This window comes from Amnibacterium kyonggiense (assembly GCF_004364555.1).
Lineage (GTDB): Bacteria > Actinomycetota > Actinomycetes > Actinomycetales > Microbacteriaceae > Amnibacterium > Amnibacterium kyonggiense.
This window is the reverse complement of sequence record NZ_SOAM01000001.1, coordinates 1124823-1137582: the sequence shown is the minus strand read 5'-3', so window position 1 is coordinate 1137582 and position 12760 is coordinate 1124823. Positions and strand designations below refer to the sequence as shown.

General features: G+C 74.2%; 14 protein-coding genes. 6 read left to right on the top strand and 8 right to left on the bottom strand.

Features of this window, described 5'->3' with window-relative positions; genetic code table 11:
* Nucleotides 1-147 precede the first annotated feature (147 nt).
* From CLV52_RS05885 to CLV52_RS05860, 6 genes are all read right to left on the bottom strand, one after another.
* Nucleotides 148-1743 carry a xylulokinase gene (locus tag CLV52_RS05885; protein ID WP_133765322.1) on the bottom strand — a complete coding sequence of 532 codons (1596 nt, stop codon included), beginning with the start codon at nt 1741-1743 and terminating at the stop codon, nt 148-150.
* A gap of 40 nt (nt 1744-1783) precedes the next feature.
* Nucleotides 1784-1990 (bottom strand): hypothetical protein, encoded by a 207-nt coding sequence (locus tag CLV52_RS05880; RefSeq protein ID WP_133765321.1) that lies wholly within the window; start codon nt 1988-1990, stop codon nt 1784-1786.
* On the bottom strand, nt 1987-3498 hold the full coding sequence (gene araA, locus CLV52_RS05875) for an L-arabinose isomerase (protein WP_133765320.1): 1512 nt from the start codon (nt 3496-3498) through the stop codon (nt 1987-1989). The genes CLV52_RS05880 and araA overlap by 4 nt, the downstream gene beginning before the upstream one ends.
* 5 nt (nt 3499-3503) lie before the next feature.
* On the bottom strand, nt 3504-4223 hold the full coding sequence (locus CLV52_RS05870) for an L-ribulose-5-phosphate 4-epimerase (RefSeq protein ID WP_133765319.1): 720 nt from the start codon (nt 4221-4223) through the stop codon (nt 3504-3506).
* A 103-nt stretch (nt 4224-4326) separates the two neighbouring features.
* A complete protein-coding gene (locus CLV52_RS05865; protein WP_246017974.1) occupies nt 4327-5316 on the bottom strand; it encodes a LacI family DNA-binding transcriptional regulator in 990 nt (329 codons plus the stop codon).
* A 17-nt stretch (nt 5317-5333) separates the two neighbouring features.
* Entirely contained in the window at nt 5334-6299 is a 966-nt protein-coding gene (locus tag CLV52_RS05860) for a helix-turn-helix transcriptional regulator (protein ID WP_133765318.1), read from the bottom strand.
* A 62-nt stretch (nt 6300-6361) separates the two neighbouring features.
* Between CLV52_RS05860 and CLV52_RS05855 the strand changes: the two genes are divergently transcribed.
* Entirely contained in the window at nt 6362-6727 is a 366-nt protein-coding gene (locus CLV52_RS05855) for a VOC family protein (RefSeq protein WP_133765317.1), read from the top strand.
* Between the two features lie 46 nt (nt 6728-6773).
* Here the strand turns inward: CLV52_RS05855 and CLV52_RS05850 are convergent, their stop codons facing one another.
* Nucleotides 6774-7784 carry an aldo/keto reductase family protein gene (locus CLV52_RS05850; RefSeq protein ID WP_133765316.1) on the bottom strand — a complete coding sequence of 337 codons (1011 nt, stop codon included), beginning with the start codon at nt 7782-7784 and terminating at the stop codon, nt 6774-6776.
* 111 nt (nt 7785-7895) lie between these two features.
* On the opposite strand from CLV52_RS05850, the gene CLV52_RS05845 reads away from it, so the two are divergent.
* Genes CLV52_RS05845 through CLV52_RS05835 form a run of 3 tightly spaced genes read left to right on the top strand, consistent with a single transcriptional unit; the run spans nt 7896 to nt 9496 of the window.
* Nucleotides 7896-8615 carry a hypothetical protein gene (locus CLV52_RS05845; protein ID WP_133765315.1) on the top strand — a complete coding sequence of 240 codons (720 nt, stop codon included), beginning with the start codon at nt 7896-7898 and terminating at the stop codon, nt 8613-8615.
* A gap of 42 nt (nt 8616-8657) precedes the next feature.
* Nucleotides 8658-8993: an ArsR/SmtB family transcription factor gene (locus CLV52_RS05840; RefSeq protein ID WP_133765314.1), complete on the top strand. Its 336-nt coding sequence runs from the start codon at nt 8658-8660 to the stop codon at nt 8991-8993.
* Nucleotides 8990-9496, top strand: a complete 507-nt coding sequence (locus tag CLV52_RS05835; RefSeq protein ID WP_133765313.1) for an SRPBCC domain-containing protein — start codon at nt 8990-8992, stop codon at nt 9494-9496. Before CLV52_RS05840 ends, CLV52_RS05835 begins: the two co-directional genes overlap by 4 nt.
* 13 nt (nt 9497-9509) lie before the next feature.
* On the opposite strand, the gene CLV52_RS05830 is transcribed toward CLV52_RS05835, so the two are convergent.
* Complete coding sequence (locus CLV52_RS05830; RefSeq protein WP_133765312.1) at nt 9510-10343, bottom strand: PPK2 family polyphosphate kinase; 834 nt, start codon at nt 10341-10343, stop codon at nt 9510-9512.
* 53 nt (nt 10344-10396) lie between these two features.
* On the opposite strand from CLV52_RS05830, the gene CLV52_RS05825 reads away from it, so the two are divergent.
* Together CLV52_RS05825 and fdhA are read left to right on the top strand one after the other, a co-directional pair.
* On the top strand, nt 10397-11392 hold the full coding sequence (locus tag CLV52_RS05825; protein WP_133765860.1) for an aldo/keto reductase: 996 nt from the start codon (nt 10397-10399) through the stop codon (nt 11390-11392).
* A gap of 147 nt (nt 11393-11539) precedes the next feature.
* Complete coding sequence (gene fdhA / locus CLV52_RS05820; protein WP_133765311.1) at nt 11540-12757, top strand: formaldehyde dehydrogenase, glutathione-independent; 1218 nt, start codon at nt 11540-11542, stop codon at nt 12755-12757.
* Nucleotides 12758-12760: the final 3 nt, after the last annotated feature.

Here is a 12760-nt window from a genome sequence, read left to right as displayed (position 1 = left end):
CGAAACGTGTCCGAAATGGCAACGCCGAGCAGGAGCCGTCCCCGCGACGGACGGGGTTGCCACTTCGAGCACGCTTTCGGCCCCGAAACGTGTCCGAAGTGGCAACTCCGGTCGAGGGGAGGTCGAGGGGAGGTCGAGGGGTCGGGCCTACAGGGCGTCGACGGCGGCGTGCTCGATTGCGAGGCCCGCGCGATAGCGCTCGAGGTACGCCGCGAAGGCCGCCACGTCGGCCGGGTCCGGCTCGACCCGGCGGAACGCCGCGTCCGCGAAGACCTGCTCGTCGAGGTAGGCGGCGAGGTCGGTCGTCGCACCGCTCGCCGTGTACGCGGCGAGCACGGCCATGCCCCACGCGCCGCCCTCGGCCGCGGTCTCCCCCACGGCGACGGGCGCGTCGAGCGCGCCGGCCAGGAACCGCTCGCCGACGCCCTCGGTCCGGAAGAGCCCGCCGTGCGCGAGCATCCGGTCGAGCCGGACGCCCTCCGCGGCGAGCACCCGCATGCCGAGCGCGAGGGCGCCGAAGACGCCGTAGATCTGGGCCCGCATGAAGTTCGCGAGCGTGAACCGGCTGTCGGGCGCGCGGACCACGAGCGGCCGCCCCTCCTCGAGGCCGACCACGGGCTCGCCGGACAGGAGGTTGTACGCGAGCAGGCCGCCGGCGTCGCCCTCCCCCTCGAGCGCCTCGCGGAACAGGACGCCGAACACGTCGTCCGCCGCGAGGTCCGAGCCGGAGGCCGCCGCGAACCGGCCGAACAGGCCCGCCCAGGCGCCGAGCTCGCTCGCGCCGTTGTTGCAGTGCACCATCGCGACCGGGTCGCCGGAGGGCGTCGTGACGAGGTCGAGCTCGTGGTGCTGCTGCGCGAGCGGCCCCTCGAGCACGACCATCGCGAACACGCTCGTGCCGACGCTGACGTTCCCCTCGCGGGGCGCGACCGAGTTCGTCGCGACCATCCCGGTGCCGGCGTCGCCCTCGGGCGGCGCCAGCACCGCGCCGGGCCGCAGCGCCCCGGAGGGGTCGAGGAACGCGGCGCCCTCCGCCGTCAGCTCGCCGGCGGCCGCGCCCGCGTCCAGCACGGCCGGCAGCAGGGTCCGCAGCGCGGGCAGGCGGCCCGCAGCGCGCTCGTCGAACCGCGCGAGCAGCGCCTCGTCGTAGTCGTGCGCGGCCGAGTCGATCGGGAACATGCCGGACGCGTCGCCGACGCCGAGCACGTGCCGCCCCGTCAGCCGCCGGTGCACGTACCCGGCGAGCGTCGTCACCGCCGCGATGCGCGGCACGTGCGGCTCGTCGTCGAGCACCGCCTGCCAGAGGTGCGCGATCGACCAGCGGAGCGGGATGTTGACGCCGAGCAGCTCCGAGAGCTCCGCCGCCGCGGGGCCGGTGGAGGTGTTGCGCCAGGTCCGGAACGGGACGAGCAGCTCGCCGCCGTCGTCGAACGCGAGGTAGCCGTGCATCATCGCGGAGACGCCGATGCCGGCGAGCGACTCGATCGGGACGTCGTAGCGGCGGCGCACGTCTGCTGCGAGGTCGTCGTACGCGGCCCGGAGGCCCGCCTCGACGGCGTCCAGCGAGTACGTCCACCGCCGGTCGACGAACTCGTTCTCCCACTCCTCGCCGCCGGCGGCGAGCACCTGGGCGCCCGGACCGATCAGGCAGGCCTTGATCCGGGTGGACCCGAGCTCGACGCCGAGCACGGCCCCGCCGCTCGCGATCAGGCCGCGAGCGGCTTCGGTGGACAGGTCGGCCATCGCCGCTCCTCCTTCGGGTTCGTCCGGGCCGCAGCCCGGGTCAGACGGCCCAGGGGTCGGCGCGCAGACGGCTGAGCGCCGCCGCGCCGACCAGGTGCGCGAGGTAGGGCTCCGCGCTCGCGCCCAGCCGGACCCATTCCGCCTCGACGACGTCGAGGATGCGGAGCCGCGGCACCTGCGGCAGCCGCGCGGCGAGCCGGTCGACGAGCGCGAGCAGCTCGTCGAAGGAGGACGCGAAGCGGTTCACAACCCGCGCGCCAGCCGGTGGTAGGCCGCGTTCCACTGCACCTCGCGCTGGAACCCGCGGACGGTCGTGTCCGCGTCGATGACGAGCAGCTCGGTCTCCGTCATCGCCGCGAAGTCCTCCCACACGTCGACGCCGACGGCGGTGGTCATCACCGTGTGATGGGCGGCGCCCGCGGTCAGCCACGCGGTCGCGGAGGTGGTGAAGTCGGGCTCCGGCCGCCAGACGGCGCGGCCGACGGGCAGCTTCGGCAGGGCGTGCGGCGGCTCGACCACGTCGACGACGTTCGCGACGAGCCGGAAGCGGTCGCGCACGTCGCTCATCGCGACGACGACCGCGGGGCCGGCGTCGGCGTTGAAGACGAGCCGCACCGGGTCGTCCTTGCCGCCGATGCCGAGCGGGTGGATCTCGAGGCTCGGCTTCGCCGACGTCAGGGACGGGCTCACCTCGAGCATGTGCGCGCCCAGGATCAGCTCCTGCCCGGGCGTCAGGTCGTAGGTGTAGTCCTCCATGAGGCTCGCGCCGCCGGGGAGGCCCGCACCCATCACGTTCGCGATGCGGACGAGCGACGCGGTCTTCCAGTCGCCCTCCGCGCCGAAGCCGTAGCCGTCGGCCATGAGGCGCTGGACGCCGAGGCCCGGCAGCTGCTTCAGCGCACCGAGGTCCTCGAAGTTCGTGGTGAAGGCGCCGAAGCCGCCCTCCTCGAGGAAGGAGCGGAGGCCGAGCTCGATCGCGGCGCCGTCCCGGAGCGACTGCCGGCGGTCGCCGCCGGCCCGGAGCTCGGGCACGACGTCGTAGAGGTCGTCGTACTCGGCGACGAGCGCGTCGACCTCCGCGTCGCCGATCCGCGCGACGCGCTCGGCGAGCTCGTTCACGCCCCAGGTGTTGACCTGCATGCCGAAGCGGATCTCCGCCTCGGTCTTGTCGCCCTCGGTCACGGCGACGAAGCGCATGTTGTCGCCGAAGCGCGCGAGCTTCAGGGTCCGGGCCGCGGTGCGGCCGGCGGCGGCACGCTGCCAGACCGAGACGCGGGCGCGGACGGCCGGGTCGGAGACGTGCCCGACGACCGTCGTGCGCGGCACGCCCATGCGGGACTCGATGTAGCCGAACTCCCGGTCGCCGTGCGCGGCCTGGTTCAGGTTCATGAAGTCGAAGTCGATCTCGCTCCACGGCAGCGCGACGTTCGCCTGCGTGTGCAGGTGGAGGAGCGGCTTCTGCAGCGCGGCGAGGCCGCCGATCCACATCTTCGCCGGGCTGAACGTGTGCATCCACGCGATGACGCCGATGACGCCGTCATCGCTGTTCGCGTCGAGCATCGCACGGCGGATCGCCTCCGCGTCCGTCAGCACCGGCTGCCAGTCGAGGCGGACGGGCACGCCGGCGCCGAGCTCGGCGGCGATCGCCTGCGACTGCTCGGCGACCTGCGCGAGCGTCTCCGGGCCGTAGAGGTGCTGGCTGCCGGTGAGGAACAGGACCCGGTAGGAGTCGAGACCGGTGTCGAGCTTTGCCATTGGTGTCAGTCCTGCGTCTTCTCGAAGCGGGTGTCGGACGACTGCCCGTACACGTTCTGGTAGCGGTCGAAGAGGCGGTCGATCGCCTCCTGCGGGATCGGCACGGGCTCGCCGAGCTGGCGCGAGATGTGCACGGAGCGGGCGACGTCCTCGACCATGACGGCGGCCTTGACCGCGTCCTTCGCGTCCTTGCCGATCGTGAAGGGCCCGTGGTTCCGCATCAGCACGGCGCGGCTGCGGTGGCCGGACAGCGTCTCGACGATGCCGCGCCCGATCGAGTCGTCGCCGATGATCGCGAACGGGCCGACCGGGATCGGGCCGCCGAACTCGTCCGCCATCGCGGTGATGACGCACGGGATCTCCTCGCCGCGCGCCGCCCAGGCGACCGCGTACGTCGAGTGGGTGTGCACGACGCCGCCGACGTGCGGCATGTGGCGGTAGACGTACGCGTGCGCGGCCGTGTCGGAGGACGGGCTGCGATGGCCGCCCTCGCTCCCCTCGATCACGGTGCCGTCGAGGTCGCAGAGGATCATGTCCGCCGCGGTGAGGTCGTCGTAGGAGACGCCGGACGGCTTGATGACGAAGAGGTCGGCGCCCGGCACGCGGCCGGAGACGTTGCCGCCGGTCCAGACCACGAGCCCGGAGCGGACGAGCTCCTGGTGGAGCGCCGCGACCTCCGCACGGATCCGCCCGACGGCGGCCTCGACGTCGGGGGGCAGGGCCATCGCGGTCTCCATCGACTGGGGTGCTGAGCGCAGCGCGGCGAGCTGCGAGTGAGCGCTCACATTAGCAGAAGCGGCCGCTCGCGGCCCGGCTCGGGCGGCGCGATCAGCGCGGCGGCGCGGTGGAGGCGCGGACGATCAGCTCCGGCACCAGGGGCGATGCCGGCGGGACGTCCTGCCGCGCGAGCAGGCCCTCGACGCGCGCCATCAGGCCGTGACCGAGGGCGACGAAGTCCTGCCGCAGGGTGGTCAGCGGCGGCGCGAAGAACGCCGCCTCGGGGATGTCGTCGAAGCCGACGACGCTGACGTCGTCCGGCACCCGCACCCCCGCGTCGCGGAACGCGGCGAGGAGCCCGAGCGCCATCTGGTCGTTCGCGGAGAACACGGCGGTCGGCACGCCCTCCGCCGCGATGCGCCGGCCGACCCGGTACCCGCTCGCCGAGCTCCAGTCGCCGCGGACGACCTCCGGCGCCTCGAGCCCGAGTCGCTCGGACGCCGAGCGCCAGCCGGCGATCCGCTCGTCGGCCTCCGTCCAGCCCTCCGGCCCGGCGAGGTGCAGCACCGAGCGGTGCCCGAGCGCGGCGAGGTGCTCGACCGCGAGCTCCGCTGCGCGCACGTCGTCGATGGACACGGCGGCGGCGCCCGGGACGACGTCGACCGTCGTGACGACCGGCACGCGCTGCGCGAGCCCGGCGAGCGCGGCGCCGACCGCCGGTCCCGGCGCGATCACGACGACGGCCCGCGGGTCCTGGGCGAGCAGGGACTCCCCCGCCTGCCGCACGTCGTCCTCCGCGGCGCCGTCGTCCGTCGCCGCGATCGCGACGTCCCAGCCGGAGGCGCGCGCGGCCGCGTTGAAGCCGTTCGCGATGCTGCCGGGCCCGAAGTACTGCATGCCGACGACGACGAGCCCGATCGTCCGGGTGCTGCGACGCGCGAGCGCGCGGGCGGCGGCGCTCGGCCGGTAGTCGAGCGCGACGATCGCCTCGTCGACCCGCTCGCGGACGGCCGGCCGGACGGTCGGGTCGCCGTTCAGCACGCGCGAGACGGTCTGGTGCGACACCCCCGCCGCCTTCGCGACGTCGAAGATGTTCGGCACGGGCGCGAGTGTAGGGCTCAGTCCGGATCCGCGGCCCGGGCCCGCAGCCGGTCCGCGAGGCGGAGGACCTCGTCGCGCAGCGCCGCCGGCCGCTCGATGCGGAAGGGTGCGTCGAGCAGCGCGAGCGCTCCGGCGACCCAGTCGAGCCGGGCGGCCTCGAGCAGCACGCGCACCCAGCCCTCCTCCTCCGGCGCCGGCTCGAGGACCGCGACGGACGCGGGGAGGGTCCGCCGGATCCGGTCCTCGCTCGCCCGGACGAGCACGCGGACGGAGAAGTCGCGCGGCGTGCCCGCGAGGGCGGCGAGCACCTCCCGCACCGGGTCGGCATCCGGAGGCGGCTCGAAGCGCCCCGTCCCGATCTCGACGTGCTCGAGCCGGTCCATGCGGAAGGTCCGCACCGCGTCCGACGCGGAGTCGAGGCCGGTCACGTACCAGCGCCCCTCGTGCTCGACGACGCCCCAGGGCAGCAGCGTCCTGGTCGTCGTGGTCCCGCCGCGGCGGTGCCGGATGCGGAGGGGGCGGTGCTCGCGCGCGGCGGTGGTCGCCGTCGTGATCGCGTCGGCGGAGGCCTCCGGCGCGGGATGACTGCGCGCGGTGGAGCGCACGTCCGCGACCCCCGGGACGCGGGCCGCCAGGCGGCCGGGCAGGACGCGGACGAGCTTCGCGGCCGCCGTCTCGGCGGCCGTGCGGACCGCGGTGGAGGGGCCGGTGCGGGCGACGCCGCCGAGCCCGAGGGCGACCGCGACCGCCTCCTCGTCGGTGAGCATCAGGGGCGGCAGCCGGGACCCCGCGGCGATGCGGAAGCCGCCGTACCGCCCGCGCACCGTCTCGACGGGCACCTCGAGCTCGAGCAGGTGGTCCGCGTAGCGCCGCACGGTGCGCTCGTCGACCTCCAGCCGCTCGGCGAGCTCCGCCGCGGTCCGCGTGCCGCCGGCCTGCAGCAGCTCGAGCAGCGCGAGCACGCGGGCGGTCGGACGGGGCACAGCGCGATCATCGCAGCGATACCGGGTGGGTTCCGTCCGGTATCGCTCCTACGGTGCGGCGCATGAGATTCGCCTCCGCCCGCATCATCACCGCCGACGTCGACCGCTCGGTCGCGTTCTACGAGCGCCTCCTCGGCCTGGCACCGGAGCGCCCCGCCCCGGTGTTCGCCGTGTTCCGGGCCGAGACCGGCACCCTCGCGATCGGCCACCCCTCGACCGTGCCGGTGCCCGGCTTCGCCGCCGCGCACGACGGCGCGCTCGTCGAGTTCCTCGAGACGAGCCCCGCGGCCGTCGACGCGGTGCACGCGCGCCTGGCCGACGGCGTGGAGGTCGTGCAGCCGCCGACGGACATGCCGTGGGGCAACCGCTCGCTCCTGCTCCGCGACCCCGACGGCGTCCTCGTGAACGTCTACGCGCCCCTCCGCTGACGCGGCGACCGGATCCGGAGCCGCGCGGCTCCGGATCCGGCGCGCGTCAGGCCTCGCGCTGGCTCGGGCTGCGCGTCGCGGTGATGGAGGTGTCGCGCTCGACCGCGTCGCCGAGCACCTCGTCGATCCGGGTCATCAGCTCGACCGGGATGACGACGCCGGCGGCCTTCGCGTTCTCCGTCACCTGCTCCGGGCGGGACGCGCCGATGATCGCCGTCGCGACGTTGTCGTTCTGCAGCACCCACGCGACCGCGAGCTGCGCGAGCGACAGGTCGAGCTCCTGGGCGATCGGCTTCAGGTCCTGCACGCGCTGCAGCACGTCGTCCTGCAGCCAGCGCTTCACGAAGTTCGCGCCGCCCTTGTCGTCGGTCGCGCGGCTGCCCTCCGGGTGCGCCTGGCCGGGCACGTACTTGCCGGTCAGCACGCCCTGCGCGATCGGCGACCAGACGACCTGGCTGATGCCGAGCTCCTCGGAGGCCGGGACGACCTCGCCCTCGATGACCCGCCACAGCGCCGAGTACTCCGGCTGGTTCGAGATGAGCTGGAAGCCGAGCTCCTTCGCGAGCGCCGCACCCTGCCGGAGCTGATCGGCGGTCCACTCGGAGACGCCGACGTACAGCACCTTGCCCATGCGGACGAGGTCGGCGAACGCCTGCATCGTCTCCTCGAGCGGCGTGAAGTGGTCGAACCGGTGCGCCTGGTAGAGGTCGACGTAGTCCGTGCCGAGCCGCTGCAGCGAGCCGTCGATGGACTCGAGGATGTGCTTGCGCGACAGGCCGACGTCGTTGTGGCCCTTGGGGCCGGTCGGCCCGAAGACCTTCGTGAAGATCTCGATCGACTGCCGCCGGGTGCCCTTCAGCGCCTCGCCGAGCACGGTCTCCGCGCCGGTGTTCGCGTACACGTCCGCCGTGTCGAAGGTGGAGATGCCCGCGTCGAGCGCCGCGTGCACCGTCGCGATCGCCCGGTCGTTCTCGACCTGGCTCGCCGCGGTCACCCAGTTGCCGTAGGTGACCTCCGAGATCTTGAATCCGCTCTTCCCGAGGTACCGGTACTCCATCGTCTCCGCCTTCCGCCGTGCCGTCCGCGACCCTGGCCGCAGCGAGCAGGCTAGGAGCGGTCGCCTGGGAGGGCTCGGGCCGCGAGCGGCGGATGCCACGATGGTCGCGCGGTGCGGACGCCGCACGGACGGCGGGCGGCGGTGGCGGAGACGCGGGACGAGCGGCTGCGGGCCGCTCGCGAGGCCGCCTTCCGCCGGGACGCCTCCGCGGAGGACCGCGCCCGGCTCGCCGCGCTGGAGCAGGACGACGCGCCGGCCGAGGCGGCGGCGCCCCGCGCGCCGGCGGAGCCGCCGGAGCGCCCGGAGCCCCCGCGCCGGTGGGGCGCGATCGGCGCCGTCGCGGTCGCGGCACTGGTCGTCGGCGCACTGCTCGGCGGCACGGCCGTGTCCCTCGCCCGGCCGACCGCAGCGGCGACCGTGACGCCCGCCCCGGAGCGGCCGGGGGCAGAGCTGCGGGCGCGCGTGCTCGCGAGCAACGGCACCTGGTCCGCGCAGGACTACTACCGCTTCTACCCCGGCCAGCTGCCGAGCGAGTGGTCCGGCGACACCGACGGCCGCAGCTACGTGCAGCTGAGCGGACCGCGTCGGTTGCGGCTCTCCATCGCGGACGCGACCGGTGCGCTCCTCGTCGTGCCGACCTGCGCGACGTCGGAGGGCCGCTCCCGCTGGACGGTCCGCGCCGCGGACGGCCGGGCGCTCGGCTCCGGTGCCGGCCCGTGCGGCGGGTTCGACGGCGGGTCGCTGCGCATCCCGGCCGGCGCCCGGCCGCTCGTGCTCGAGATCAGCACGCAGGGCACAGCCGGATACGCGGTGTCGATCTTCGAGCGCTGACACCGTTCGACCGATATAACCTGCGTCTGATAGACCTGGACCGTGCATGCGTTCGAGGTCCTCGGCGATCCGGTTCGGCGCCGCATCGTGGAGCTGCTCGCGAACGGCGAGCGGACCGCCGGCGACGTCGTCGACGCGGTCGGGGCCGAGTTCGGCATCACTCAGCCCGCCGTCTCGCGCCACCTCCGGATCCTCCGCGAGTCCGGGTTCGCGACCGTCCGCCCCGAGGGCGCGCGCCGCCTCTACGCCCTGCAGCGCGCGGGGTTCGACGAGGCGGACGCGGTGCTGCAGCGCTACCGGAGGCTCTGGCCGCAGCGGCTCGACGCCCTCCGCACCGAGATCGCCCGCGGCGCGCGGGCCGGGAAGGAGTCGTCATGAGCATCGAGGACCTGCGGCTGGAGCGCCGCGGCGACCGCTGGCGCATCGCGGTCGACGAGGTGTACCCGACCGACCGCGCGGACCTCTGGTCGGCGTGCACCGACCTCCACCGCCTGCGCCGGTGGATGGCCGACTACCGCGGCGACCTCCGCCTGGGCGGCCGCTGGGAGGCGATGTCGGACGGCGAGGTCTGGGGCGCGGGCACCGTCACCGCCTGCGAGCCGATGGAGGGGTTCACCTCGACGTGGGAGGTCGAGGGCGAGCCGTCCTCCACCCTGGTCGTCCGCCTCGAGGACGCGGAGGGCGGCACGCGGCTCGTCCTCGAGCACGACGGGATGACCGGCGCGTTCTACTCGGCCGGCTGGGCCGTCTACCTCGGCATGCTCGCCGACCACGTCGTCGCACCGACCCGGGAGGACCTCGCCTCGGTCGGGTTCGAGACCCGGTTCTCGCCGGCGCGGGAGCGCTGGGCGCCGCGCGTCGCCGCCGCCGGACTGGACTGAGTCCGGCCCGCGATCAGTGCGGGGGTGCGAGCCGTTCGCGCAGCGTCGCGACGTCGAGGTCCGGCTGCGGGTAGCGGGGGTCGAGCTCGACGAGCGTCTCCCGCAGCAGCTCCGCGACCGCCCAGTTCCGGTACGTCTTGTGATCCGCCGGCACGACGTACCAGGGCGCCGCGTCGGTGTTCGTCCGCTCGAGCACCGCGTCGTACGCGGCGCGGTACTCGTCCCAGTGCGCCCGCTCGTCGATGTCCGAGGGGTTGAACTTCCAGTGCTTGTCCGGGCGCGCGAGCCGCCGCAGCAGGCGCTCCCGCTGCACGTCGTACGAGACGTGGAGGAAGACCTTCACCACCGTCGTGCCCCCGTCGACGAGCTCCTGCTCGAACGCGTTGATCGCGTCGTAGCGGGTCTCCCACTCGGCCTTCGGCACGAGGTCGTGCACGCGCACGACGAGCACGTCCTCGTAGTGGCTGCGGTCGAAGACGCCGATCATGCCGGGTCCGGGCAGGCGCTTCCGGATGCGCCAGAGGAAGTCGTGCGCGCGCTCCTCCTCCGTCGGCTTCTTGAACGCCGAGTACTCGACGCCGATCGGCCCGAAGACGCCGACCGCGTGCTTGACGACGCCGCCCTTGCCCGCGGTGTCCATGCCCTGGAGCACGAGGAGCACGCGGCGCTCGCCGCCGCCGGTCGACTCCGCCCAGAGCCGCTCCTGCAGGTCGGCCATCTGATCGAGGTCGTGCTCGAGGCGCTTCGACTTCGGCTCGAGGGGCTTCGCGCCCGAGTCGAACCCCGACACGCTGATCGGGCCGTGCGGCACGCGCAGCGCGTCGCGAAGAGAGGCGTCCTTGCTCACATCTGCAGGCTACGGGGCTGCAGGAGGATGTCGGCATGCTCGACGACGCACTGATGCCCACCCGCACCCTCGGCCGCACCGGCCGCTCCGTCTCCGCGGTCGGCCTCGGCACCTGGCAGCTCGGCGGCGACTGGGGCGACGTGCCGGAGGCGGACGCGCGCGCCGTGCTCGACGCGTCCGCGGACGCCGGCGTGACGCTGTTCGACACCGCCGACGTCTACGGCGACGGCCGCAGCGAGCGCATCATCGGCGGCTGGCTCGCCGACCACCCCGACGCCGGCGTGACCGTCGCGACGAAGATGGGCCGCCGCCTCGACCAGGTCCCCGCGAACTACGTGCTCGCGAACTTCCGCGAGTGGACCGACCGGTCGCGGAGGAACCTCGGCCAGGACACGCTCGACCTCGTGCAGCTGCACTGCCCGCCGACGGCCGCGTTCCACGACGACGCCGTCTACGACGCGCTCGACACGCTCGTGTCCGAGGGCGCGATCGCGGCCTACGGCGTCTCGGTCGAGGAGACCGCGCAGGCGCTCGCCGCGATCGCCCGGCCGCACGTCGCGAGCGTGCAGATCATCCTCAACGCCTTCCGGCTCAAGCCGCTCGACGAGGTGCTGCCCGCGGCCGCGGAGGCCGGCGTCGGCATCCTCGCGCGCGTGCCGCTCGCCTCGGGGCTGCTGTCCGGGAAGTACGACGAGCGCACCGAGTTCGGCGCCGACGACCACCGGAACTACAACCGGCACGGCGAGGCGTTCGACCAGGGCGAGACGTTCTCCGGCGTCGACTACGAGGCGGGGGTCGCCGCCGCGCGCCGCTTCTCCGCGCTGGTCGAGGCGGAGGCGCCGGACGGCACGACGCCCGCGCAGGCGGCGATCGCCTGGGTGGCGCAGCTGCCGGGCGTCACGTCGGTCATCCCCGGCGCCCGGTCCGTCGCGCAGGCCGAGTCGAACGCGGCGGCCGGGCTGCTCCCGCCGCTCGGACCGGCCTTCGACGCGGGCGTGCACGCGATCTACGACGAGTTCTTCCGGGCCGGGATCCACGCCCGCTGGTGAGCCCCGGCGGAGGGACCTTGGACCCTCCGCCGGGTGCTCCCCCCGACCTAGCCTCGCCCGGCCGGGCGTGCGCGGGGGCCGGATCGTGCCGCCGTCGTCCGGCGCCGCCGCGGCCTCCGCCCGGCGGCCGGAACGAGAGGAGCGGCGATGCCGAGCAACAGAGCGGTGGCCTACAAGGGCCCGGGCAGGGTCGAGGTCATCGAGACCCCGTACCCGGACTTCGAGCTGCACGACGGCCCCGGGGTCAACCCGGCGAACATCGGACGACGGGTCGACCACGGCGTCGTCCTCCGCACGGTCGCGACGAACATCTGCGGCTCCGACCAGCACATGGTGCGCGGGCGCACCACCGCGCCGGCGGACCTGGTGCTCGGCCACGAGATCACCGGCGAGGTCGTCGAGAAGGGCCGCGACGTCGAGTTCATCCAGGTCGGCGACCTCGTGTCCGTGCCGTTCAACATCGCCTGCGGGCGGTGCCGCAACTGCAAGGAGGGCAAGACCGGCGTCTGCCTGAACGTCAACCCCGACCGCCCCGGCAGCGCCTACGGCTACGTCGACATGGGCGGCTGGGTCGGCGGCCAGGCCGAGTACGTGCTCGTCCCCTACGCCGACTGGAACCTGCTGAAGTTCCCCGACCGCGACCAGGCGATGGAGAAGATCCTCGACCTCGCGATGCTGTCGGACATCTTCCCCACCGGCTTCCACGGCGCGGTGAGCGCGAAGGTCGGCCCCGGGTCGACCGTCTACATCGCCGGCGCGGGACCGGTCGGGCTCGCCGCGGCAGCCGGATCGATGCTGCTCGGCGCCGCGGCGGTCATCGTCGGCGACCTGAACGCGCAGCGCCTCGAGCAGGCCCGGTCGTTCGGCTGCGAGACCGTCGATCTGACGAAGGGCGACCCGCAGGACCAGATCGAGCAGATCCTCGGCGTGCCGGAGGTCGACGCCGCCGTCGACGCGGTCGGCTTCGAGGCGCGCGGGCACGGCGCCCACGCCGGCGAGGCCCCCGCCACCGTGCTGAACTCCCTGATGGGCGTCACCGCGGCCGGCGGCGCGCTCGGCATCCCGGGGCTCTACGTCACCGGCGACCCCGGCGGGGTCGACGAGGCGGCAAAGGTCGGCTCCCTCTCGCTCCGGCTCGGGCTCGGCTGGGCGAAGTCGCTCTCGTTCACCACCGGCCAGTGCCCGGTGATGCGGTACAACCGGCAGCTGATGATGGCGATCCTCCACGACCGGGTGCACATCGCGAAGGCCGTGAACGCGACGCCGATCAGCCTCGACGACGCGCCGCGCGGCTACCACGAGTTCGACGAGGGCGCGGCGCGGAAGTACGTGCTGAACCCGAACGACTACATTAAGGCCGCCTGAACC